Origin of the sequence: Acidovorax sp. FHTAMBA (genome assembly GCF_038958875.1) — a bacterium.
GTDB lineage: Bacteria > Pseudomonadota > Gammaproteobacteria > Burkholderiales > Burkholderiaceae_C > Acidovorax.
Window position 1 is genome coordinate 2,355,198 of record NZ_CP152407.1, and the last position, 23,184, is coordinate 2,378,381.

The following is a 23,184-nucleotide window of genomic DNA, read 5'->3' on the forward strand; positions in this document are numbered from 1 at the left end:
TCGTAGTGCTAATACTGCAGACGCCCGCCTCGCGTGACTACGCCGATATCGACGTAGCGCGATCCCACGTTGCCTCCCGCAAAGTCCACCGTGTATCCGCCCAAGTCGACGCGCAACTTTTGCAATGCCCTGCGCAGTCCCTCGGGCGTGGGTGCCCTGTCTGTCTGACGCAGTCCCTCAACAAGCACCCGGCAGTTCAGGTAGCCAATCAGGTGCAGTTGCGTGCGCGCGGTATCCTTAGGCGCATGGTGTTCCATGGCCGCGCGGAAACGCCGAATCAGGGCTGAAGAGGTGGAATCCGTGTTCGGCGTGACCTGGGCCAAACCGATGCCAGCAGCGGCTGCGTTGCCAGCCTTGTCGACAACGCCTTGGACTGGCACGTAGGACATGCCATAGACCGGTGTAGCGTCGCCTGCGTCCCGGATCTGCGCCGCGAAGGCAGCCCCGCTGTTGGGGACGAGGATCATCACGTAGGCCTGCGCGTTTGACTGGCGCAGGTCGCTGATGATGGCTATAAAATCCTCCCCCGCCGAAGGCACCGCCACGTTCTTGGTGATAGTGACGCTCGCCTTCTGAGCGACCCCTTGGATGAATTCCAGCCCGCCACGGCCAAAGGGAATGTCCTGATAGACGACGGCGATGCGCTTGATGCCGATCATCGAGAGGTGCTGGACGATGCGAGCCAGTTGAGCGTTGTCGCTTGCGTGGGTGTGGAACATCCAGGGGCTCCCTGGCGAGCGCAGAACGTCGGCCCCGGGGGTGACGCCAACCACTGGAACCTTCAGGCTTTCAAGGGTACTGTCCTTGATCAGTGCGGCGACGTTGGCCGAGCCCAGCAGGTTGAGGAACGCCACAGGCTTTTCGCTGGCGGCGACATCGCGCATGACGGCGATGGTTTTTTCAGGTTTGTATTCGTCGTCGCGCTGTACCAAGCGCAGCGTGTTCCCGTTGATCCCTCCATCTGCATTGGCTTCGGATATGCATGCCTTGGTGCCTTCCAGGTTGGCCAGGCCGTTGACGGCAAGCGGCCCGCTGAAAGGCCCCACATGAGCCACGACGACTTCTCCCGCAGTGGCGGTTTGGCCCGCCACGTAAAAACACAGTAGCACCAGCGTTGCATGAACGCGCAATTTGAAGGATCGCATGTGTCGCTCTCAAAACTTGATAGTTAGTCTGATACGCAAATGGACGGCCGAACTCGACGTATTCCCGGTGCGCCTTGACCCGTCAGCAAGGGCCGCATCACCTGGATCAAACGCCCAGGCGTTCGCCGAGTGCGTGCGGGTCTGCGAGCAGTGCCGTGGAATCGCCTGCCAGGACGATGCGGCCCTTCTCCATCACTATCGCTCTCTCGGTATGCCGCAGCACGCGGCGCCAGTCCCTGTCCACGATCAGGGTGGAGATGCCCGTTTGGCGGATAGCCTCGATCACGCGCCAGATCTCGACCACGATCAGCGGCGCAAGCCCCTCGGTGGCTTCGTCGAGGATGAGCAGGCGAGGGTTCGTCATCAGCGCGCGGCCGATGGAAAGCATCTGTTGCTCACCGCCAGACAACTGCTGTCCGCCGTTGTCCAGGCGCTCCGCCAGCCGCGGAAAGGTGGCGAGCACGCGATCGAACGTCCACTCGCGCCGGCCGTCGACGCCAGCGCGTGCGGCCATCACCAGGTTCTCGCGCACGGACAGGTTGGGGAAGATGCCGCGGCCCTCGGGCACGTACCCAATGCCCAGTCGGGCCATGCGTTCGGGCGCCCAGCCGACTACGGTGGCGCCATCACAAGTCACGCTGCCGCGTGCCGGGCGCACGTAGCCCATCAGGCTGCGGATCAAGGTCGTCTTGCCCATGCCGTTGCGACCCAGCAGGCCCACGGACGTCGCTGTGGGGATGCCCGCCTCGATGCCGCGCAGGATGTGGCTGTCGCCGTAGTAGGTGTGCAGATCCTGGATGCCAATCATTCAGTTTTCCTCGCCTAGATACGCCGTACGTACCTGCTCATCATTGCGGATCACCTCGGGTGAACCGGTAACAATGACTGCGCCATTGACCATCACGGTGATGCGCTCTGCAATGCGGAACACCGCATCCATGTCGTGTTCCACCAGCAAGATGGCGTGACCCGGTTTTAGCCGCTCAAGCAGGGCCAGCATCCGGTCGGTTTCTTCCGCTCCCATGCCGGCCAGGGGCTCGTCCAGCAGCAACACGCGCGGCTGTGTGGCCAGGCACATGGCCACCTCCAACTGCCGTTTGGCACCATGGCTCAAGGTTCCCGCAAGGCGAAAGGCTACGGGAGAGAGACCTGTTGCCTCCAGGGCGGCATCGGCCGCTGGCACGCTGGCATCGCAATCGTGCGCCGGCTCCCACAGTGCCCAGGGGCGCGGAGTTCGCGCCTGGGCCGCCAACCGGCAGTTCTCATGCACGGTGAACTCGGGAAAGATGGTCGTGCGCTGGTAGCTGCGGCCAATGCCCGAAAGCGCGCGGCGCGCCTGTGGCTGGTTAGTCACATCTGCGCCGAACAGCCGGATCTGGCCCTCTGAACTGTTGATCTCGCCGGACAGCATGTTGATGAGGGTGGACTTTCCCGCCCCGTTCGTGCCGATGACTGCGTGGACCTCGCCAATGTGGAGGTCGATGGAAACGGAGTTGACAGCCGTGAGTCCGCCGAAGCGCCGGGTCAGCCGTTCGACTTGCAAAATTGGGCTCATGTGCGTCGCTCCTTTCTGAAGCGTTGCACAGAGCCAATCAGGCCTTTGGGCAGCAGGGCGACGAACGCGATGATCGCCAAGCCGAGGGTGAGTTGCCAATGGTCAGCCAGTCCCCCGACCACGGCGTGCGTTGACAGCAACTCCTTCAACAGAACGAAGACGATGGTTCCCAGCACCGCCCCGCGCAGGTGCCCGATGCCGCCCAGGATCACCATCAGCAACACCTCCCCGGAAATGTGCCACGACAGCATTTCCGGGTTCACCACGCCGTCCCGCGCGGCCACCAGGAACCCCGCCAGACCAGCCAGTGCGCCGGCGATGACGAAGGCTCCCAGCTTGTACCAAAAGGTGGGAAAGCCGGTAGCGCGCATGCGCTGCTCGTTGACGCGGATGCCTGCGAGCGCGGCACCAAAACGGGATCGACGGATCACGGCCAGCAGTGTGTAAGTAAACACGAGTGCGGCGAGCGCCACATAGAACACCGTCAGGCGGTTTTCCATGTCGAGCGGCCCCACAGCAGGACGCGCATACAGGTATATACCATCGCTGCCGCCACCCACGGGCGTGTCGTGAAAGATGAAATAGGCCATCTGCGCGAAGGCCAGCGTGACCATGATGAAGTACACCCCACGTGTGCGTAGCGAGAGCGCTCCCACGACCAGCGCATATAGGCCTGCCGCCAGCATGGACAGTCCCACCAGCACGGCAAGGTTGCCGGCCCCGTCGCCCGAGGCGATGACGGTTACATAGGCGCCGACGCCGAAGTAGGCCGCATGTCCGAGGCTGACCAGACCGGTCATGCCGACCAGCAACTCCAGGCTGAGGGCGAAGATGGCAAGAACCATGACCTTCACCACAAGGTCGCCCAGATAGCCGGTCAGCATAGGGCCGGCTACGGCGAGCGCCACCGCGATCACCAGCGGTAACCAGATCCCGGTGTTACGCGGGGCAGCGATAAGCGTTGGAGCAGTTTTCATAGATAAGGTAGTGGTGTTCATGTGCGCCGCCCCATCAAGCCCTCGGGGCGCCAAATCAGCACGATGGCCATCAGCACGTAGATGCCAATGCCCGCGGCTTCCGAAAAGAAGACCTTGCCGAAGGTGTCCACGAAGCCCACAAGCAGCGAAGCCACCAGCGCTCCGGTGATGGAGCCGATGCCGCCGATGACGACCACCACGAAGCAGATGATCAGCACGCTCGCGCCCATGTTGGGATAAACCGACGAGATCGGCGCCGCAATCATTCCTGCCAGTGCGGCCAGCGCCACGCCGGCAGCGAACACGATGCGGTACAGACGCCGGATGTCGATGCCCAGCCCGCGCACCATGTCGCGGTCACTGGCCCCCGCGCGGATCATCATTCCCAGCCGGGTGTGGTTGACCACCAGGTACAGCGCCACGGCCAGAACGATGCAGGCGCCCGATGCGAACAAGCGGTACCAGGGGTACTGCATGAGGTCGCCCAGAGGCAGGCTCCCCGCCAACCAGGTGGGCACGGAAACGCCATGCACATCGTTGCCGACCAGGATGGAGCGCAGTTCCTCGAAAACCAGGATCAAGCCATAGGTCATCAGCACCTGCTGCAGATGCTCACGCTGATAAAGGTAGCTGAAGAACACCCACTCAAGCACATAGCCCAGCGCGGTGGCCAGGACGGTTCCAACCACCAGCGTGACCAAAAAGTTGCCGCCAAACAGCGGCGACAGGGCGAAGGCCATGTATGCGCCGATCATGTAGAAACTGCCATGCGCCAGGTTGATGACGCCCATGATCCCAAAGATAAGCGTGAGCCCGGAGGCGAGCAGGAAGAGCAGCAGTCCGTACTGGACAGCATTCAGGCACTGCACAAGAAATGTGGCGAAGTCCACGATGGTTCATCCTGGCTGGTTGGGAGGAGCAGGGCGCTGCCCGCCGCGCGCGGCGGGTTTGCCCTGGCTTGAAAGTGGCTCGGTGAAGGGCGCTTACAGCTTGCAGCCGCGCGCCGGGTCAGAGAGCGCCTTGGACGCGATGCCGACGACCTTGTTCTCCTTGCCCTCAACCCGGCGCAGGTAGATGTCCTGCACCGGGTTGTGCGACTTGGACATGGTGAAAACGCCGCGTGGACTGTCGAACTTCGCCTTCTCGACGGCCGCAGCGAACTCGGCCTTCTTCGAAACATCGCCCTTCACCGCATCCAGGCCGACGCGCAATATCTGCGCAGCGTCATAGCCCTGAACGGCGTAGACGTCCGGTTGCAGCTTGAATGCCTTGGCGTATGCGGTACGGAAGGATTTGTCGCGGGGCGTGTCCAAGTTGTCGGCGTAATGCAGCGTAGTCAACAGGCCTTGCGCCGCATCGCCCTGCGCATCCAGTGTTCCGTCGGTGAGGAAGCCAGAGCCATAGAGCGGGATGGTCTTGTTCAGGCCAGCAGCCGCATAGTCCTTGACGAACTTCACGGCGCCGCCACCGGCAAAGAACGCGAACACGGCGTCAGGTTTGCTGGCCGCAATTTCGGTGAGGAGTGCCTGGAACTCCACGTTCGGGAAAGGCACGGTCAGCTGCTTGAGAACCTTGCCCCCTTCCTTTTCGAAGCCTTCCTTGAAAGCATTAGTCATCTCTTCACCAGCCGCGTACTTCCAGGTGATGGTCATCGCGGTCTTCTTTTTCTCCTGCGTGGCGGCTACGGAACCCATGCCATAGGAAGATTGCCAATTCGAGAACGAACTGCGGAAGATATTAGGGGCGCACATCGGACCCGTGACAGCGTCGGAGCCCGCGTTCGGCACGATGAGCAAGGTATTGCTCTCCTTTGCCGCACGGGCCATGGCCATCGCCACGCCGGAATGCACGGTTCCAACGATCACGTCCACCTTGTCACGGCGGATCAGCTTGTTGACGTTTTCCGTGGCTTTGGCCGGGTCGGACTCGTCGTCGACCTTGATGAATTCAATCTCACGGCCGGCGAGTTTCCCACCTTGCTCGTCGACGTACATGCGAAAACCGTTTTCGATTGCCAAGCCCAGGGCCGTAAAGGTACCGCTGTAGGGCAGCATCAGACCGACCTTCAGCTTGTCCATGCCTTGGGCTTGCGCGCCCGCGGCGAGAATCAGTGCGCTGAGCGCGATGACGCTGCGACGGTTGAGTGTGTACTTCATGTTTGTCTCCTTTGGTGAATGAAATCGCGTGTCGCGGCAACGACCTGTTCGGGCTGGTCCCGGTGCGGCGAATGGCCGCAGTGAGGAACTTCCATTAGCTGAGTGGTTGCGACCCGCTCGGCAATGCCCCGGATCTGGGCTAGCGTGCCGTAGGCGTCGTCTAGACCCTGTATGGCCAATACTGGGCAGTGCACACCTGAGATTTCGTCGCTGATGTCCCAGGACCGGAAATCCGGGTTGAGCCAGATGCTGTTCCATCCCCAGAACGCAGAATCGGGGTGCGCGTGGTACTTCGCCAAGCCCGCACGCAGATTGCCGGTTTCGTATTCCATCTTGGCGCGTTGGATGTTCTGGATCGTGATGTCCTCGACGAAGATGTGAGGCGCGAGCAGCACCAAGCCGGCAGTCTTTTCTGGGTGCATGGCAGCGTGCAGCAGGGCGATGGAACCACCGTCGCTGTGCCCGAAAAGCCAGACGGACTGCTCTATGCCCAAGGCGTGAAGCAGCCGAGGCAGTATTTCGTACGCCTGCTGGTGCATGAAGTCCACGCCCCACTGTTCTTCGCTGGGACGGGGTGTGGACCGGCCATACCCTGGGCGCGAGAATACGAGACCCCTCGCACCCACGGCGGCACACAGCCGGGCAGGGAAGTCCTTCCACATTGCCAGCGAGCCAAGCCCTTCGTGCAGGAACACGATGAGCGGTCCTCGCGCGGATTCGGCATTGACCCAGCCGTATTCCACACTCACCTCACGGCCGCGCCAGCAAATTTCCGCGAACTGGCTCACTACTGGACCTCTCGCTCGCGCAGGCGAAAGCGCTGAATCTTGCCGGTGGCCGTCTTGGGTAACTCGGCAAGGAATTCGATCTGACGCGGGTACTTGTAGGGCGCAAGGCGCTCCTTGACGAAGTCCTTGAGCTGCCCTTCGTCAGTCAGGCACCCGTCCTTGAGCACCACAAACGCCTTGGTCTTGGTCAAACCTTCGGCGTCCGCCATGCCGATGACCGCTGCCTCCAGCACCGAAGGGTGCTCCATGAGGGTGGATTCAACTTCGAAGGGCGAGACGTAAATGCCGCTGACTTTCAGCATGTCGTCGCTGCGACCCGCATAGATGTAGTAGCCCTGCTCGTCGCGCACGTACTTGTCGCCGCTCTTCGTCCACGCACCCTGGAAGGTCTCTTGAGACTTTTCGCGGGTGGCCCAGTACATCAGGGCGGCGCTTGGACCGCGGATGTACAGGTCACCCACCTCTCCGTCAGCCGCTGGGCTGCCGTCTTCCGTGCGCAGCTGCACTTCGTATCCGTCCACCGGCTTGCCGGTGCTGCCGTACTTGATGTCGTCCGGGCGGTTCGAGAGGAACACATGAAGCATTTCGGTGGAGCCAATGCCGTCGACGATGTCCACACCGAAGTGACTTTTAAAACGATTGGCGATGTCGGCCGGCAGCGCCTCGCCCGCCGAGGAGCACATGCGCAGCGCGACAGACTCCCGGCCCGGCAGGCGCGGTGATGCCAGCATGCCGGCGAAGCCAGTGGGTGCACCGAAGAACACCGTGGGCTTGCACTGCAGTTCCGTGAGGCGCTTGAAGACTGCGTCGGGCGTGGGCCGCTCTGCCATCAGCACCGTGCAGGCGCCGACCGAAAGCGGGAACGTGAGTCCGTTCCCCAGGCCGTAGGCGAAGTACAGCTTTGCAGCGGAGAAGCAAACATCCTTTTCGGTCAAACCCAAAATGCCCTTGCCGTACAGTTCGCCTGTCCACCATAAATTGCGTTGCGTATGAACGGTGCCTTTCGGACGGCCAGTGGAGCCAGAGGAATAGAGCCAGAAGCCCGGTTCGTCGCCCGTCGTCGGCGCGGGGGCGTTGGCCGCTGTCACCGCATCGAGCGCAGCCTCAAATTCCAGCACGCCCTCGGGAAGGTCGCCCTCGGGCTGCGACACGATGACCGTGTGCAGTTCATGTGCCGATTTCCGCATGGCAGCCTGCAAGGTGGCATGCAGTGCACCCGAAACGATGCTGGCCTGTGCACGGCTGTGCTCTAGCATGTAAGCGTAGTCGTCCACGGTCAGCAAGGTGTTCACTGGTACCGGCACGATGCCGGCATAGAGACAGCCGAGGAAGCTCACAGGCCAGTCGTGCGAATCAAGCATGAGCAGCAAGACGCGCTCCTCACGCCGCAAGCCGGCCTTTTGCAGGGCCGTGGCCATGCGGCGCGCCCGCTGCTCTAGCTGCCCGTAGCTCAGCGGGCCGCGGTCGTCGATGTAGGCCAGGCGTTCGCCGCGCTGACGGTGCAACGCGAATACGTGTTCGGCGAAATTGAAAGGGCCGTCCGTTGGGGTGGGCATGGTGTCTCCGTATTCGTGTGTGCGTGGGTTAGAGGCCGAGCGCCTGCAGTACATGGGTGCTGGCCTGGATAGCGCTGCGCTGGTGGTAGAAATCGAGCGCCCGCAATCCGCCAAGTTCTTCCCCGCCGCCCGCGCGCCCTGGCCCGCCATGTAGGGACATGGGCATGACATTGCCGTGGCCAGTGTGTGCCTCGGCCACCTCAGGAGTGACGATATGGAGCCTGCCGTGAAATGGCGCGAGCGCCAGTGCGCTCTGCGCAAGTAGAACGGAATCATCGCTGTACAGCGATGCCGCCAGTGACCCCAGCCCTCGCTGCACCAACTGGTGGGCGTGGCCGATATCCCGATAGGCCACTAGCGTTGCGACGGGGCCAAAAACCTCTACGTCGTGCACCGTCTGGGCGCTGTCAGCATCGCGCGCGCCAAGCAGCACCGGCTGCTGACAGGCTGCAACGGAGGAATCAGCATCCACCAGGGGCTGACCGCGTCCGTCATACAGCGTGGTGGTTGCGCCCGCCAGTTGCTTCAGGCCCTGCTGCACGTTGTGCCACTGTTCACGACTAACAAGGGCACCCATGCGCACGCTATCGTTGCGCGGATTGCCTACGCTTACCTTGGCCAGCTTGGCCGATATGGCTTCGGCAGCCGCCTCGAACACAGGTGCCGGCACAAAGACCCTGCGAATTGCCGTGCACTTCTGACCTGATTTGACGGTCATCTCCTTGACCACCTCGCGCACCAGTAGGTCGAAGGCCGGCGTGCCAGGTGCTGCGTCATTCAGCAACACGGCACTGTTTAGGCTGTCGGCCTCGATGTTGGTGCGCACCGCGTGGCGTGTGACTGCGGTGTGGCTGCGAATGACAGCAGCCGTCTCTGCCGACCCTGTAAATGAGAGCACATCAAAGGGAAGCAGCGCGTCGAGCAGCCCTGCCGAGCCGCCGCAGACGACCGACAGGGCGCCCGGCGGCAAGATGCCTGCATCCACCACGTCCTGGACCATGCGCTGCGTCAGCCAGGCCGTCGACGTGGCTGGCTTCACCACTACTGCCATGCCGGACAGCAATGCGGGCGCAGCCTTTTCCCACAGACCCCAGGCAGGGAAATTGAAGGCATTGATGAACAAGGCCAAGCCGGGGCGCGGGGTGCGCAGGTGCTGCGACTGAAACACTGGTTCCTTGCCGAGCTTCACCGGCTCGCCGTCGCGCAATGCGCGCGCACCGCCCAAAGCTTCGCCCCAGCGGGCGTACTGGCCCAGCGTAAAGATCGCGCCGTCAATGTCCACCGCCGAATCGTTCTTCACGGTGCCACTGTTGGCCAAGGCGATCTCGTAGTAAGCGTCGCGGTGGGCCAGCAGCACTTTCTGGCACTGGGCCAGCAGCGCGGCCCGTTCGCCGTAAGTCAGTGCCTGCAAGGCGGCGCTGCCGCGCTCGCGTGCGAACTGAAAGCCGCTTGGCAAGTCGAGGCCTAAAGAATCGACGCGCACAAGGTCCGTGCCCAGAACGGGGTCGCGTAGCACTGTGCCCTCACCGCTGCCGGTCTGCCAGCGTCCGTTGAGGTAGTTAGGAATCAATGGAGCGTTCATGGGTCAGCTTTTCGAAAATTGAATCTGCCCTTCGGGCAGCAGGTAGAGAACCAATGCGCGGCCGTTCGCGACGGTAGGCTGGTGCGCGCTGCCGGGCGGAAAGACGCACCAGCCGGCTGGCCGCCCGTCGAAAGTTGCTGAGCCGTCATCCAAGGGCATGATCAGATCAATTTCGCCGCCCGGATGCACGTGGTGCGGTCCTGCGATGTCCCGCATGTCAACTACATCGACTGAAAAACGGTGCAGGCTGTCATCTGCTTTGAAAACGCGCCCATAACGGATCCCCCCTCCTTCGCGGTCGCACAGCCAGCCATCACGCACGCCTTCCACGCAGGCCGCTTTGAGCCCTCCATAGCTTTGGCTGTGTGGCCCGTGCTGGGTGTTGAGCCATTGATCCAGCGCCGCGTCGAGAGGGCGCCCCGAAATTTGAGCAGTCAGGACGACAAGTTGCTGGTGAAATGTTTGTTTGCTCATGTGGTTCCTCGTTGATGCAAGTGCTTGCGTACCGCATTGACATGCACTATTGTGCTCGGTGGGGAACGATAGAAGGGTGTAGGATGCTTGTCAAGCAATATAATGCATACGTGGTGTTTACCCTAGGCTGTTAACGTGCAAGATCTCGAAAGGTCCATTGAGATGAACAAAAGAGACGGGCTTCGGTTGGAGATTTCGTTGACCAATACGCTTGATGCCCAAATGCAGCGCGACGCACTTCTTGCTGCGTTGGGCGAGCGCGTGCGCAGCCTTCGGGCGCGCCGCGGCCTCACGCGCAAGGCACTTGCAGAGGCCGCCGACGTGTCTGAGCGGCATCTGGCCAATCTGGAATACGGTATTGGAAATGCTTCAATCGTGGTGCTGCACCATGTGGCGTGCGCGCTCCAATGCTCGCTGGCTGAGTTGGTAGGTGACGTCTCGACCAGTTCGCCCGAATGGCTGTTGATCCGCGAGCTACTGGAAAACCGCTCTGAGGCTGATCTGCGCAAGGTGCGCGCTGCCATCGGGGAGTTGCTGGGGAACGCAGTGGTGGACGCGGCGAGGGGGCAGCGCATTGCTCTCGTGGGTCTGCGGGGCGCTGGCAAATCGACGTTGGGGCGCATGTTGGCCGACCACCTGGAACTCCCGTTCATTGAACTCAGCCGTGAGATCGAGACCTTGGCCGGTTGCAGCGTGCGCGAGATCCATGACCTGTATGGCACGAATGCTTACCGTCGCTATGAACGGCGCGCGCTGGAGGAAGCCGTACAGATCTACAGCGAAGTCGTGATCGCCACGCCGGGCGGCATCGTCTCCGACCCCGCCACCTTCAACGAATTGCTGGCGCACTGCACCACGGTGTGGCTGCAGGCATCCCCCGAAGAGCACATGAGCCGGGTGGCTGCGCAGGGCGACCTGCGCCCCATGGCCGCCAGCCAAGAGGCCATGGAGGATCTGCGCCGCATCCTTGACGGACGTGCAGCCTTCTATTCCAAGGCGGATCTGCGCGTGGACACGGGCGGGAAGACGGAGCAAAAGGCGTTCGACGCACTCTGTGCGGCTGTAGTGCCCGTGCTGGCCGGATAAAGAGGGTGGCAGGAACTGCTGTATTGATAGCTAAAGTCCCTTGCCTAGCAAGCGCGGGAAGCCAAAACGATAAAAACTTTCTAGTTCTGCGACTCGATGCACGGTTCGTGCGTGGCTTCCAGACACTGCACTGAGGTGCACTTTTATGCCACTGCTAGTTGACCTATGCAATTTAATGCACGATACTTCATTCACATCTTTAGAAGATGCATTATTTTGCACAACCCCTGTTTCGGAGACAGCATGGCTGAAACCCCTTCATCCCCACGAGTTGATTACCGTACCGACCCCAGTCAGTACCTCCATTGGAAGTTGAGTGTTGATGGCCCCGTCGCCACTCTCGCGCTCGACATTACTGAGGAAGGCGGCCTGCGCCCCGGGTACAAACTTAAGCTCAACAGCTACGACCTCGGCGTGGACATCGAGCTGCACGATGCGCTTAATCGGATCCGGTTCGAACACCCTCAGGTGCAGTCTGTGGTGGTCACGAGCGGAAAAGACCGCATCTTCTGCTCGGGAGCCAACATCTTCATGCTCGGCTTGTCCAGCCACGCCTGGAAAGTGAACTTCTGCAAGTTCACCAATGAGACACGCAATGGCATCGAGGACAGCTCCAAATATGAGGGCATCAAGTTCCTTGCTGCTGTCAACGGCGCATGCGCTGGTGGCGGGTATGAACTGGCATTGGCCTGCGACGAGATTCTCCTGATCGATGACCGCTCCTCAAGTGTGTCGCTGCCCGAAGTGCCGCTGCTGGGCGTGCTGCCTGGCACGGGTGGCCTCACGCGTGTCACCGACAAGCGCAAGGTGCGCCACGACCTGGCAGACATCTTCTGCACCAGCGTGGAAGGCGTGCGGGGCCAGCGTGCTGTGGACTGGCGTCTGGTCGATGACATCGCCAAGCCGGCGGATTTCCCCGAGGCCGTGAAAAACTGCGCCGCCAAGCTCGGCGCATCGGGCGGCCGCACCACCGCCGCAAGTGGCATCGCACTGCCCCGGGTAGAACGGCAGGACGGCCCCGACAGCTTGGTATATGAACACGTCAGCGTGCAGATCGACCGAACACGCCGCACGGCCACGCTGATCATTAAGGCGCCCCAAGGCGTGCAGCCGACCGATATTGCGGCCATCGAAGCTGCCGGCGCCGACTGGTGGCCGCTGGCCATGGGCCGCCAGCTAGATGACGCCATCCTGAACCTGCGCACCAACGAACTAGACATCGGTACCTGGCTGCTGAAAACGGAAGGCGACGCAGGCGCGGTGCTGCGCGCTGACCAGTTGCTGCTGGAGCACCGCGCGCACTGGCTGGTGCGCTCGACCCTGGGTCTGCTGCGCCGCGCGTTTGCCCGGCTAGACGTTTCCTCACGCACCCTGTTCGCCCTGATCGAGCCCGACTCCTGCTTCGTGGGCATGCTCGCCGAGCTGGCTTTCGCCGCTGATCGAACCTATATGCTGGCGCTACCGGACGACGCAGCACGCGCGCCCCGCATCGTGCTGGACGAGTTCAATTTCGGTTTGCTGCCCATGGTCACTGACCAAAGTCGCCTGCAACGCCGCTTCTATGAAGAAGTCGCGCCGCTGGAGACCGTGCGCGCAGCCTCTCTTCGTCCGCTGGACGCCGACGAGGCGCTGCGCCTGGGCCTGGTCACAGCCGCGCCAGACGACATCGACTGGGACGACGAGATCCGCATCGCCATTGAGGAGCGCGCGGCCATGTCGCCCGACGCGCTCACAGGTCTGGAGGCCAACCTGCGCTTTGCCAGCAAGGAGAACATGGCTACCCGCGTTTTTGGTCGACTGTCGGCATGGCAGAACTGGATCTTTCAGCGCCCCAATGCCGTGGGCGACAAGGGCGCATTGAAGGTGTATGGCAAGGGCGAGAAGTCGCAATTCGATCTGAACCGGGTGTAAGGAGACCACGTCATGAGCAGCATCAACTACAGCGAAAAGATTCCGAACAACGTCAACCTGTCCGAGGACCGGACTCTGCAGCGCGCCCTGGAAGGCTGGCAGCCCAGCTTCATCAACTGGTGGGACGACGTGGGCCCCGAGGGCTCGACTAACTACGATGTGTACCTGCGCACCGCAGTCAGCGTCGATCCGGCGGGGTGGGCACAGTTCGGCCACGTGAAGATGCGCGACTACCGCTGGGGCATCTTTCTGAACCCTGGGGACGCCGAGCGCCAGATCCATTTTGGTGATCACAAGGGCGAAAAGGCTTGGACAGACGTGCCCGGCGAACACCGCGCCAACCTGCGCCGCATCATCGTGACCCAGGGCGACACAGAACCTGCCTCGGTCGAGCAGCAGCGCCACCTGGGCCTCACGGCCCCAAGCATGTATGACCTGCGCAACCTCTTTCAGGTGAACGTGGAGGAAGGCCGCCACTTGTGGGCCATGGTCTACCTGCTGCACAAGCACTTCGGCCGCGACGGCCGTGAGGAAGCCGACGCACTGCTGGAACGCCAAAGCGGCGATGCGAACAACCCGCGCATCCTGGGCGCTTTCAACGAGAAGACCCCCGACTGGCTCTCGTTCTTCATGTTCACCTACTTCACCGACCGCGATGGCAAGTTCCAGCTTGCAGCATTGGCCGAAAGCGCGTTCGACCCGCTGGCGCGCACCACCAAGTTCATGCTGACCGAGGAAGCGCACCACATGTTTGTGGGCGAAAGTGGCGTCTCGCGCGTGGTGCAACGCACTTGCCAGGTCATGAACGAGCTGAAAACAGACGATCCACAGAAGGTGCGCGCGGCAGGTGCCATCGACCTGGATACGGTCCAGCGTTACCTGAACTTCCACTACTCCGTGACCATCGACCTGTTTGGCGCCGACCAGTCAAGCAACGCCGCTACTTTCTACAGTTCTGGTCTCAAGGGCCGGTATGAAGAGGGAAAGCGCACCGACGACCACCAGCTCAAGGGCCAGACCTACAAGGTGCTGGAAGTGGTGAACGGCCAGCTCGTCGAGAAGGAAGTGCCCATGCTCAATGCGCTTAACGAGGTGCTACGCGACGATTACATCAAGGATTCCGTCGCGGGTGTAGGCCGCTGGAACAAGGTGATAGAAAAGGCGGGCGTTCCCTTTCGGCTTCAGGTGCCGCACAAGGCTTTCAACCGGGCCATTGGTGCGCTGGCAGGCATCCGCCTGGCGCCGGACGGTCGCGTGGTCAGCGAGAACGAATGGCACGCTCGCAAGAACGAGTGGTTGCCTTCGGACGACGACCGTGCGTTCGTCGCATCGCTGATGGGTCGCGTGGTCGAGCCCGGCAAGTTCGCCAACTGGATCGCGCCGCCTGTCATGGGTATCAACCGCCAGCCTGTCAACTACGAATACGTGCGCTTTGGCTGATAGCCTCACGGAGACTAACCGTTTGCGGCACCCTCTGCGCCATCCGCCGCAAGCGATCGACGTGGGAGCCGGGTGTGCCCCTAGGCAACGGTGCACCCGGTGAACGAGAAGAAGGAAGAAACCATGGAAACCGCCGAAGCTGTCGCGACACTAAAGCAGCACCTGATCGACCCGGAAATCTGCATCCGCTGCAACACCTGCGAAGCCACCTGCCCAGTCGGCGCGATCACTCACGATGACCGCAACTACGTGATCAAGGCAGACGTTTGCAATGGATGCTTGGACTGCATCTCCCCCTGCCCGACGGGCTCGATCGACAACTGGCGCATCGTGCCCACGGCGCGCGCGTACTCCATCGCGGAGCAGTTGACTTGGGACGAACTGCCGCTCGAGTTGACACCCGAGCAACTGGAGGAATGTGGTGTGACGCAGGAGGACGCCTCCCTAGCTACTGTTGCCGCATCGCCGTCGCCGCTTGCGGCGGTTTCGCCCGGCGGGGAGGTCTTCCGCTCCGCTCTGTATGGCGCGCACATTCCGCCCTGGTCGGCGGCACATGCCTACACCAACCTCTACTCGCCCAAGAGCCCGATGCTGGCAACGGTGGTGGGGAACTTCAACTGCACCGAGGAAGGCTTCGACAGTGAGACCCACCATGTCGTTCTGGATTTCGGGACGCTGCCGTTCCCGGTGCTGGAGGGCCAGTCCATCGGCATCATCCCGCCGGGTGAGGACGCATTGGGCCGTGCGCACCAGCCGCGCCAGTACTCAATCGCCAGCGCGCGCAGTGGTGAGCGTGTGGGTTACAACAACTTGTCCTTGACAGTGAAGCGGGTCACCGTCGATCACCAGGGGCAGCCGGTTCGCGGGATTGCGTCCAACTACATCTGCGACCTCAAGGTCGGTGAAAAGATCAAGGTGGTGGGCCCATTCGGTAGCAGCTTCCTGATGCCCAACCATCCCCGGTCACACATCGTGATGATCTGCACAGGCACCGGCAGTGCCCCGATGCGTGCGATGACCGAATGGCGCCGTCGCTTGCGCAGTAGCGGAAAGTTCGAGAGTGGCAAGCTGATGCTGTTCTTCGGTGCCCGCACACAGCAGGAACTGCCTTACTTCGGGCCGCTGCAAAAGCTGCCCAAGGATTTCATCGACATCAATTTGGCGTTCTCGCGAGTTCCCGGGAAACCCAAGCGCTACGTGCAAGACCTGATGCTCGAGCGATCCGCGGACCTGGCGGCGCTGCTCAGAGACGGACTGAGCCACTTCTACGTCTGCGGGCTCAAGAGCATGGAAGAAGGCGTCGTGCTGACGCTGCGCGATATCGCGGCGGAAGCGGGCCTCGATTGGGACGCAATCGGCAGCGCCATGAAGGCTGAAGGCCGCCTGCATCTTGAGACGTATTGACCAGCAACTCCCTGTGACGTAGGTGGCCCGGCAAAGCCGATTCCACGGCTTCCGCTGGCTTGCTTGCTGCGCAGCTTTTTTTGGCTGTGTGGTGCAACGGTGGATACACGGGCAGCGCACAACGCAACGGATGATTGACAAATGACTACATTGAACGTGGTAGTGGATGCCGACGGCATCGCCACTGTCGAGATGGCGCGGCCGGATGTGTTCAACGCATTCAACGAACGAATGATTCAGGAACTGGGGGAGACATTCACCACGCTTTCCGGCGATGCCCAGGTGCGTGTTGTCCTGCTCAAGGGGCAGGGCAAAGCTTTTTCGGCGGGGGCCGATCTACAGTGGATGCAGCGCGCGAGCGTCGCCTCGCGCGAGGAAAACCTGGGGGACGCGCGGCGTTTCGCGGACATGCTCGCGGCGGTCGCCCAATGTTCCAAGCCCACAGTGGCTTGTGTCCACGGTCTGGCTCTGGGCGGCGGCGTAGGGCTGGTGGCGGCCTGCGACTTCGCCGTCGTGTCCGAAGAGACGCGCTTTGCGGTCAGCGAGGTGAAGTTCGGGATTCTTCCGTCGGTCATCGGGCCCTACCTCATCAACGCCGTGGGCAAGCGAGCGGCCTTGCAACTGGCGTTGACAGCCACTCGCTTCGATGCGCACGAGGCAAAATCCCTTGGGCTGGTGCACCAGGTTTGCTCACGCGAAGCGGTGGATGCTGTCGCTCGCGGGATCATCAGCAGCCTGGTACAAAACGGTCCCACGGCGCTTGCCGAGGTGAAGGCACTGTATGCCCAACTCCACGTGGGGCCGGTGAGCGGGGACATGCGCGAGTTGACTGCGCAGACCATCGCGCGCGTGCGCATGACCGATGAGGCCAAGGAAGGATTCGACGCATTCCTGAACAAGCGTCCGCCTGCCTGGATCGGGAAGGCAGTGCCATGAATCCATTCGACATCTCCGTGGGTGCCGAGGTCTGCGTAATCGGCGCCGGCCTGATGGGAGCGGGCATCGCCCAGATTGCCGCGCAGGCGGGCGACACGGTGCTCCTGTTCGACAAGCGCGAAGGCGCGGCCGAAGACGCGCTACGCAAGCTGCGCCAGCAGTTGACGAAGCTGGTCGAGCGCGGGCGCATGGCCGATGTTCAGGTGCAGCAGACGCTGGACCGCATCCGGCCCGCGCAGGACCTGGCGCAGGCTCGCAGCTGCCGCATCGTGATCGAGGCCATCGTCGAGGACGCCGCCATCAAGCGCAACCTGCTGGCCAGCCTGGAGGCCCTCGTGCCTGGCGATTGCATTCTGGCGTCCAACACCTCATCGATCTCGATCACCACGCTGGCCAACGGCATGCAGCGGCCCGAACGGCTGGTGGGTATGCACTTCTTCAACCCGGTGCCTGCGATGCGGTTGGTGGAAATTGTTAGCGGGCTCAAGACCGATGCGCAGGTGGCCGCCGCAGTGGAACGGCTAGGTTCGCGCTGGGGCAAGACGCCGGTACATGCGCGCTCTACGCCGGGCTTCATCGTCAACCGCATCGCCCGGCCGTTTTATGCCGAGGCGCTGAACGTGCTCACCCAGCGCGCCTCCTGCCCGGCCGACATCGACCGCTGCCTGCGGGCGGCAGGTTTTCGCATGGGGCCATGCGAACTGATGGACCTCATCGGGCACGACACCAACCTCGCGGTGACGCGTAGTGTGTTCGCAGCAAACTACTCCGACCGGCGCTTCGGCCCGAGCCTGGTGCAGCAGGAGCTGGTAGATGGCGGCCTGCTGGGACGCAAGTCTGGCGAGGGCTTCTACCGGTATGACGCGGACCAGCGCATCGTCGCATCGCCTGTTCAGCACGATGGGGTGGCTGCCTGGGTTCCGCCTGAGGGAGGAATTGTCCTACATGGTCGGGGCGGCCTCGTCGAGCACATGGCAGCGCGGCTCGCGGCCACGGTGGCGCGCGTGGAGCGCCGGCCCGACAGTGGCTGGGCAGGTATCGAAACCCCCCATGGGCAGTTGCGTGTGACGGACGGGCGCACAGCAGGGCAGTTGGCATTCGAGAGCCAGGTGCCCAACCTCTCGATCTGTGATCTCGCTGTGGTTGGCGCAAACGAAAGCGCGAACGGCGATGCCTTAGCCTGGGCCGCCGCCCCCGCCGCCACGCAAGCATGGCGTGCCGAGGTACAGGCGATGCTGCAGTTTGCGGGCTGGGAACCGGTGCTGTTCGGCGACGTTGCCGGCCTGGTGGTAGCGCGAACCATCGCTATGCTGATCAATGAAGCCTGCGACGCCGTGGTGCAGGGCGTATGCACCGAAGATGGCGCGGATACGGCCATGCAGTTAGGCGCGAACTATCCCAGTGGCCCGTTCCACTGGCTGGACGGTTGGGGTGCGGACGCGGTAGTGGCCGTGCTCGACCACCTAGATGCGCACTACCGCGGCGAACGCTACCGCGCCAGCCCGGGGCTGCGTCAGCGCGCTTGGGTATTAAATTGAAGGAGAACTGATGCCAAAGACGATTCCGGTAGATACCAACGATTTCCGCGTCGAACTGTGCGATGACGGGGTGGCCGAGGTCATCCTGGGCGAGCCGGGCGTCATGCCGACGACGAGCGTTACTGGGCATGGGGCCATCGCGGTGATCTGGCCTCGCCTGGCTGCCGAGCCCGGCGTGCGCAGCATTCTGGTGCGCAGCGAGGGCAAGGGATTTTGCGCTGGTGGGCATGCCGAGCTGGTGCGGCAGATGCTCGATTCCGCGCAGCACCGCGCGCGCGTGATGCGTGAAGCACGGTTGCTGGTTCAGTCAATGGTGGACTGTGACCTGCCCATCGTCTCTGCCATCAGCGGCGCTGCGGTGGGCGCTGGCGCCGCGGTGGCCTTGCTGGCGGACGTGTCGGTTGCGTCGCATACCGCCAAGATCATCGATGGTCACACCAAGATCGGAGTGGCGGCGGGCGACCATGCGGCGGTGATTTGGCCGCTGCTTTGCGGCATGGCCAAGGCCAAGTACCACCTCCTGACCTGCGCGCCCCTGACGGGCGCAGAGGCCGAACGCATCGGTCTGGTCAGCTTGGCCGTGCCCGAGGCCGAACTTCAGCACACGGCGCGGCGCATCGCCAAGGAACTGGCCGCCGGCAGCCCCGCGGCGCTGGCGCACACCAAACGCTCGCTGAACCACTGGCTGCGCGCGGCCTGGCCGGCGTTTGAGCATTCGCTCGCGCTGGAGATGATTGACTTCGCGGGCAGTGATGCGCGTGAAGGCCTTGCGGCCTTTGAAGAGCGCAGGCCCCCCCGTTTCGGTACCTGAAGCCATGAAGTTCGCAGACTTCCACCCCGGACAGGTGATCCACGGCGGCCGCTACCGGGTGACGCCAGCGGAATCGGTGGCTTTTGCCGCTGCGTACGACCCGCAGTGGTTCCACATGGATGCGCAGGTGGCGCAGGGCGGCAGCTTCGGCGGTCTGATCGCCAGCGGATGGCATACCTGCGCCATCGCCATGCGCCTGGTGGTCGAGGCGGCGCTGCAAGGCTCGGAGTCTTTTGCGTCACCGGGTCTGAAGTACGTGCGCTGGCCCCACCCGGTGCGGCCGGGCGACGAACTGCGCTTGGAGGCGCACGTCATTGCCGTCCGGCGCTCGGAAACCCGCAAGGAACTGGGCATCATGGAATGGCGCTGGCAGCTCTTCAACCAAGGGGGGCGGCAGGTGCTGGACCTGGAGGCCACGAGCCTGTTCAAGCTAGCAGTCACGTCCCCAATGGAGCGGCATTGCAGCACTTGATTTGCCTCCATGCGCTGTTTTGTGAACCTGCTGCGACAGCTGCAAAGCATTCCCGATCCGCAAAGCAGCGCACATACGGCTACGATTTGCGGGTTGTCCTGGCCGTGGCTCCGTGTGCACCATCGCGGGTGCAGACATCCTGGGCCGGGGCCCGGCGTCCGCTTCCTCAGGTCACCGTCTTATTCACCCGCCGATGAGCGAGGAGAAACGCATGAGCACCACACGCCACGCCTTAATAGGCAAGCAAATATGCGCTGTGCATCGGCGTGGGGCCGGACCCCGCCGTGGTGCTGGAGCGGGTGTGATAATGAGAGCTCCAGGATTTATCAAATTGATAGCTTCCAACAATTGACCAGCAAACGCTAGAGGCTATGCCAAGGTGGTGAATGCGGGTGTGGCGTTCTTCTGCGGCCGGCTGTAGCGGACCTTGGCCCTGGGTGCTTTGCTCGCTATCAGTGCTTTCTGGCGGGCATAGACCGGGTCGCCATAGACGCGCTGCTCGTTGCCGTGCAGCAAATCGGGCAGTGGGTGTTTGTCATGCACGTTGGCCGCCGTAACCGCCGCGCTTTGGGTCAGCCCCGTTTGGCTGTCCACACCGATGTGCAGCTTCATGCCGAAATACCACTGCTGGCCCTTTCGGGTCTGATGCATTTCGGGGTCTCTGGCCTTGCCTGCGTTCTTGGTGGAGCGCGTCGGTGGCCATCGCAAGGGTCTGCTGCCTCATGGTTCTGTAATTTACCCAGGCTGCAGGTGCAGCGGGGACTTTTCCGCATTGCCTTAACAATTCCCCTTCCAAATTCAACCGAAACTGGGTAGTGCGCACGCTCCACGGCGTGGACCTCCCCACCCGGAGAACGGGCCAACGAGTGCTCGGGCTTCATGTCGGATCTGAGTTAGTGAATTTTGAAACGAGGCGTTTGAACAAGCTTTTCAATGGTGCTCGCCCCGTTGGTCGGACAGAAATAGTCGCTCTACAACCGTTCTATGAGGTCGATTTCGAGGCTTCATGGAGGTTCGGTAGTGAAATCGAAAAGTTCGCAAACTCTCAGATGGACTGACCTTGTTTGCGCCCAGTTTCCCAGGATAGCGTGCTCCCGTGCACGGTCGCGGCGAGCTGCTGTCCCAGCCGCTGATCAATCACGGGCTTCCACGGCACCAGACTGAATCCCAGTCCGTCATCGAGCATGGCGAACCGCCCGCTGGCAAGCGTCACGCGGCGTCGGTAGATGCCGGTCACGCGCTGCCCGTCGGCGGTTGGCCGATGCTCCAGGCCGGTTTCCGTCGCGATGTCCTGCGCGGCCTTTGCCAACTCCTGATCGCGCAGCGTCGACAGCAGATTGCGCGCCAGGATCACGCGCTTGCCGCGCCGCTCAGCCAGCCCCAGTTCGCTCAGGAATTCAGCGCGTTTCTGTAGTGCCTCCTTGGCCTCGCTGCCAAAGCCCAGGTCGCCCAGCCCCTTACCACCGCCGATCAACTGCTGGTCCAGCCAGGTGGCGCCGATCACGCGCGCCTGCCGCTCGATTGGAAAGTGCGATTTCAGTTCCACCGCCACACCGCCGAGGCGCTTCTCGTCGTACTGACGACCACGCTCAGGCAGGTCGTCCGGCACCTTCCATAGCCCTTCGTCCACGCGCTCCACGATGCCGGCTCGACGTAGGGCTTCGAGCCGTCGAACGTGGGCGGCCACGACTTCCTGCGGATCGCGGCCAGCCTTGGTTTGGCCTTGAGCTATCGCCAAATGATGGTCGGCGCGGTACAGGCCGTCGCTCGCCAGCGCGGCGATGTTGCGGTCAGCGGCCCGTACTTCGGCGGAACCGCGCACCTCCACCACCGCCCCGGTGGGGCAGTTCGCCAGCCCGTCGCGGGCGTTGAGCGCGACGTAATGCGCCTTGCCGTCCACGCCGTCAATGACCAGATAGCCCCGATCACGCAGTTCGTCGGCCAGCCCCTTGGCGGCCACGCGGCCGATGATGGAGCGGCCATCGTCCCCCGGCTCGAACACCGCCAACTCACGCTGCTGCCAGCTCATCGCCCGCTGCATGGTGCGGATGATGTCGCCGCGCTCGCCCAGGGCGCGCAAGGTCTTCTCGGCGTCGGCATGGATGGCCCAGGTGCCGGGCTGAGTTTCATCGGCCAGGCCCAGGCGCTGCAAGCGTTGCAGGCGGCCGATCAGCAGCAGGCGCTGACGTTGTAGCTTCGATTCGTTGAAGCGTCCGACCCGCATACGGCCATCGTCGCCAGTCTCGCGTTGCAGCGTGCGATCCAGGCTCGTCCAGCGCTCCTGCTCCACCTCGCGCTGCAAGGTCTGCTGGATCTCCAGTTCGGTGCGCGGCCCCAGCCATTCAGTCGCCAGCTCGGCGGCCCGGTGCCGGAAGCCGTCGGCGATGTAGTCGCCCGCGATGATGAGGTCTTTGCCCGTGTCGTCGTGCCCGCGCACGATGAGGTGGGTGTGCGGGTTGTCGGTGTTCCAGTGATCCACCGCCACCCACTCCAGCCGCGTTCCCAGGTCAGCTTCCATGCGGTTCATCAGGTGACGCGTGTACGTCTGAAGATCATCCAGCTCGACCCCATCCTCGGACGAGACGATGAACCGGAAATGGTGCCGGTCATCGGCGCAGCATTCCTTGAACGCATCCAGATCGGCTTCGTCGGTTTGCGGCCCGTAGGCCCGGCCCGGCTCTCCATCGCGGCCCACGCCATCGCGCTCGATGTAGCGCAGGTGCTTGGCAAGCGACTGCGGACTGGCCTGGCGCTGGTTGACCAACAGGGTCTTGATGGTCACGCGCCGGGACAGCGGCGTGAGCTTCTCCCCCGCGAAGCGCGCCGCCGTGTGGCCGCGCCCCAGGCGCGAGCCGGGGCGCTTTCCGGTGCCGCCAGCCGACGCCGGGCGGCGCACCGAGGACTTGCCGCCGCTGGTCTTGCCGACCTGCTTGAGCACCTTGAACACGAAACCCTGGCCGCGGTTCTTCGGGGCCTTTGGAGGGTTTGGACGGATGCGGAAATCATCGTCGCGGCGGTTGCTCATTGCTGTCTCCCTGGAAAGTCGTGGCGTGTCCTGTCGTGCGAAGCACGCGGACATGCCTGTATTGGCGCGGGCCTCGCGCCCCCGGCGGCACGGCGGCGAAGCCGCGCCGTGCCGCCCAACCCCCACGTGCAGACTGGCTTTGCGGGCAGGCAGGTGCCGCCCCCTTTTGTCTTGCCTTCCGCCTTTGCCTCCCGCTTGCGCTCCCGGCAGCGGCGGCCCGGTGGCGCTGCGCTGCTGGCAGCCAGCCCACCGGCGAACGCGGCCAGGGCCGCAGGCCGGGCGCGTTCTAGGCAAGACTCCTGCACGGTGGGCGGCTGCGCCGGAGGCA

At 63.0% G+C, this 23,184-nt stretch carries 19 protein-coding genes and 1 pseudogene; 8 read left to right on the forward strand and 12 right to left on the reverse strand.

Annotation, left to right across the window (positions count from 1 at the left end):
* Window positions 1-8: 8 nt before the first annotated feature.
* The 10 genes from AAFF19_RS11105 to AAFF19_RS11150 form a co-directional block, all read right to left on the reverse strand.
* Window positions 9-1,145, reverse strand: coding sequence for an ABC transporter substrate-binding protein (locus AAFF19_RS11105; protein WP_182120271.1), 1,137 nt, complete (start codon window positions 1,143-1,145; stop codon window positions 9-11).
* A 106-nt stretch (window positions 1,146-1,251) separates the two neighbouring features.
* Entirely contained in the window at window positions 1,252-1,953 is a 702-nt protein-coding gene (locus AAFF19_RS11110) for an ABC transporter ATP-binding protein (RefSeq protein WP_182120272.1), read from the reverse strand.
* Window positions 1,954-2,700, reverse strand: a complete 747-nt coding sequence (locus tag AAFF19_RS11115; protein WP_182120273.1) for an ABC transporter ATP-binding protein — start codon at window positions 2,698-2,700, stop codon at window positions 1,954-1,956. It abuts the gene before it with no gap.
* Window positions 2,697-3,677: a branched-chain amino acid ABC transporter permease gene (locus tag AAFF19_RS11120; protein WP_182120306.1), complete on the reverse strand. Its 981-nt coding sequence runs from the start codon at window positions 3,675-3,677 to the stop codon at window positions 2,697-2,699. Before AAFF19_RS11120 ends, AAFF19_RS11115 begins: the two co-directional genes overlap by 4 nt.
* Window positions 3,678-3,694: 17 nt before the next feature.
* Entirely contained in the window at window positions 3,695-4,567 is an 873-nt protein-coding gene (locus tag AAFF19_RS11125) for a branched-chain amino acid ABC transporter permease (RefSeq protein WP_182120274.1), read from the reverse strand.
* Between the two features lie 93 nt (window positions 4,568-4,660).
* Window positions 4,661-5,833 (reverse strand): ABC transporter substrate-binding protein, encoded by a 1,173-nt coding sequence (locus AAFF19_RS11130; protein WP_182120275.1) that lies wholly within the window; start codon window positions 5,831-5,833, stop codon window positions 4,661-4,663.
* Window positions 5,830-6,621: an alpha/beta hydrolase gene (locus AAFF19_RS11135; RefSeq protein WP_182120276.1), complete on the reverse strand. Its 792-nt coding sequence runs from the start codon at window positions 6,619-6,621 to the stop codon at window positions 5,830-5,832. The genes AAFF19_RS11130 and AAFF19_RS11135 overlap by 4 nt, the downstream gene beginning before the upstream one ends.
* Window positions 6,621-8,177, reverse strand: a complete 1,557-nt coding sequence (locus AAFF19_RS11140; protein WP_182120277.1) for a benzoate-CoA ligase family protein — start codon at window positions 8,175-8,177, stop codon at window positions 6,621-6,623. Before AAFF19_RS11140 ends, AAFF19_RS11135 begins: the two co-directional genes overlap by 1 nt.
* A 28-nt stretch (window positions 8,178-8,205) precedes the next feature.
* The gene (locus tag AAFF19_RS11145; protein ID WP_182120278.1) at window positions 8,206-9,759 is read right to left on the reverse strand and encodes a 3,4-dehydroadipyl-CoA semialdehyde dehydrogenase; all 1,554 of its coding nucleotides are present in this window, start codon (window positions 9,757-9,759) and stop codon (window positions 8,206-8,208) included.
* 3 nt (window positions 9,760-9,762) lie between these two features.
* Complete coding sequence (locus AAFF19_RS11150) at window positions 9,763-10,233, reverse strand: DUF4863 family protein (RefSeq protein WP_182120279.1); 471 nt, start codon at window positions 10,231-10,233, stop codon at window positions 9,763-9,765.
* Window positions 10,234-10,455: 222 nt separating this feature from the next.
* Between AAFF19_RS11150 and AAFF19_RS11155 the strand changes: the two genes are divergently transcribed.
* The 8 genes from AAFF19_RS11155 to AAFF19_RS11190 all read left to right on the forward strand — a co-directional run bounded on the left by AAFF19_RS11155 (window position 10,456) and on the right by AAFF19_RS11190 (window position 19,831).
* Window positions 10,456-11,319 (forward strand): helix-turn-helix transcriptional regulator, encoded by an 864-nt coding sequence (locus AAFF19_RS11155; RefSeq protein ID WP_246331006.1) that lies wholly within the window; start codon window positions 10,456-10,458, stop codon window positions 11,317-11,319.
* A gap of 243 nt (window positions 11,320-11,562) precedes the next feature.
* Window positions 11,563-13,230, forward strand: a complete 1,668-nt coding sequence (gene boxC, locus AAFF19_RS11160; protein WP_182120281.1) for a 2,3-epoxybenzoyl-CoA dihydrolase — start codon at window positions 11,563-11,565, stop codon at window positions 13,228-13,230.
* Window positions 13,231-13,242: 12 nt separating this feature from the next.
* Entirely contained in the window at window positions 13,243-14,670 is a 1,428-nt protein-coding gene (boxB, locus tag AAFF19_RS11165) for a benzoyl-CoA 2,3-epoxidase subunit BoxB (RefSeq protein WP_182120282.1), read from the forward strand.
* Window positions 14,671-14,793: 123 nt separating this feature from the next.
* A complete protein-coding gene (gene boxA, locus AAFF19_RS11170) occupies window positions 14,794-16,074 on the forward strand; it encodes a benzoyl-CoA 2,3-epoxidase subunit BoxA (RefSeq protein ID WP_182120283.1) in 1,281 nt (426 codons plus the stop codon).
* Between the two features lie 141 nt (window positions 16,075-16,215).
* Window positions 16,216-17,010, forward strand: a complete 795-nt coding sequence (locus AAFF19_RS11175) for an enoyl-CoA hydratase-related protein (RefSeq protein WP_182120284.1) — start codon at window positions 16,216-16,218, stop codon at window positions 17,008-17,010.
* Complete coding sequence (locus AAFF19_RS11180) at window positions 17,007-18,548, forward strand: 3-hydroxyacyl-CoA dehydrogenase (RefSeq protein WP_182120285.1); 1,542 nt, start codon at window positions 17,007-17,009, stop codon at window positions 18,546-18,548. The genes AAFF19_RS11175 and AAFF19_RS11180 overlap by 4 nt, the downstream gene beginning before the upstream one ends.
* Before the next feature lie 10 nt (window positions 18,549-18,558).
* Window positions 18,559-19,359, forward strand: coding sequence for an enoyl-CoA hydratase/isomerase family protein (locus AAFF19_RS11185; RefSeq protein WP_182120286.1), 801 nt, complete (start codon window positions 18,559-18,561; stop codon window positions 19,357-19,359).
* Window positions 19,360-19,363: 4 nt separating this feature from the next.
* Entirely contained in the window at window positions 19,364-19,831 is a 468-nt protein-coding gene (locus AAFF19_RS11190; RefSeq protein ID WP_182120287.1) for a MaoC family dehydratase, read from the forward strand.
* 369 nt (window positions 19,832-20,200) lie between these two features.
* Here the strand turns inward: AAFF19_RS11190 and AAFF19_RS11195 are convergent.
* Window positions 20,201-20,518 (reverse strand): annotated as a pseudogene (locus AAFF19_RS11195) (transposase); the annotation flags it as partial.
* A 358-nt stretch (window positions 20,519-20,876) separates the two neighbouring features.
* Window positions 20,877-22,856 (reverse strand): relaxase/mobilization nuclease and DUF3363 domain-containing protein, encoded by a 1,980-nt coding sequence (locus AAFF19_RS11200; RefSeq protein ID WP_182120288.1) that lies wholly within the window; start codon window positions 22,854-22,856, stop codon window positions 20,877-20,879.
* Window positions 22,857-23,184: the final 328 nt, after the last annotated feature.

Excerpts from the sequence above, each read along its gene's own strand:
- boxC (WP_182120281.1), top strand. The coding sequence starts at position 11,563 with ATGGCTGAAACCCCTTCATCCCCACGAGTTGATTACCGTACCGACCCC.
- AAFF19_RS11180 (WP_182120285.1), top strand. The coding sequence starts at position 17,007 with ATGAATCCATTCGACATCTCCGTGGGTGCCGAGGTCTGCGTAATCGGC.
- boxB (WP_182120282.1), top strand. The coding sequence starts at position 13,243 with ATGAGCAGCATCAACTACAGCGAAAAGATTCCGAACAACGTCAACCTG.
- AAFF19_RS11150 (WP_182120279.1), bottom strand. The coding sequence starts at position 10,233 with ATGAGCAAACAAACATTTCACCAGCAACTTGTCGTCCTGACTGCTCAA.
- AAFF19_RS11105 (WP_182120271.1), bottom strand. The coding sequence starts at position 1,145 with ATGCGATCCTTCAAATTGCGCGTTCATGCAACGCTGGTGCTACTGTGT.
- AAFF19_RS11145 (WP_182120278.1), bottom strand. The coding sequence starts at position 9,759 with ATGAACGCTCCATTGATTCCTAACTACCTCAACGGACGCTGGCAGACC.
- AAFF19_RS11120 (WP_182120306.1), bottom strand. The coding sequence starts at position 3,677 with ATGAAAACTGCTCCAACGCTTATCGCTGCCCCGCGTAACACCGGGATC.
- AAFF19_RS11155 (WP_246331006.1), top strand. The coding sequence starts at position 10,456 with ATGCAGCGCGACGCACTTCTTGCTGCGTTGGGCGAGCGCGTGCGCAGC.
- AAFF19_RS11110 (WP_182120272.1), bottom strand. The coding sequence starts at position 1,953 with ATGATTGGCATCCAGGATCTGCACACCTACTACGGCGACAGCCACATC.
- boxA (WP_182120283.1), top strand. The coding sequence starts at position 14,794 with ATGGAAACCGCCGAAGCTGTCGCGACACTAAAGCAGCACCTGATCGAC.
- AAFF19_RS11140 (WP_182120277.1), bottom strand. The coding sequence starts at position 8,177 with ATGCCCACCCCAACGGACGGCCCTTTCAATTTCGCCGAACACGTATTC.
- AAFF19_RS11185 (WP_182120286.1), top strand. The coding sequence starts at position 18,559 with ATGCCAAAGACGATTCCGGTAGATACCAACGATTTCCGCGTCGAACTG.
- AAFF19_RS11115 (WP_182120273.1), bottom strand. The coding sequence starts at position 2,700 with ATGAGCCCAATTTTGCAAGTCGAACGGCTGACCCGGCGCTTCGGCGGA.
- AAFF19_RS11200 (WP_182120288.1), bottom strand. The coding sequence starts at position 22,856 with ATGAGCAACCGCCGCGACGATGATTTCCGCATCCGTCCAAACCCTCCA.
- AAFF19_RS11175 (WP_182120284.1), top strand. The coding sequence starts at position 16,216 with ATGACTACATTGAACGTGGTAGTGGATGCCGACGGCATCGCCACTGTC.
- AAFF19_RS11130 (WP_182120275.1), bottom strand. The coding sequence starts at position 5,833 with ATGAAGTACACACTCAACCGTCGCAGCGTCATCGCGCTCAGCGCACTG.
- AAFF19_RS11190 (WP_182120287.1), top strand. The coding sequence starts at position 19,364 with ATGAAGTTCGCAGACTTCCACCCCGGACAGGTGATCCACGGCGGCCGC.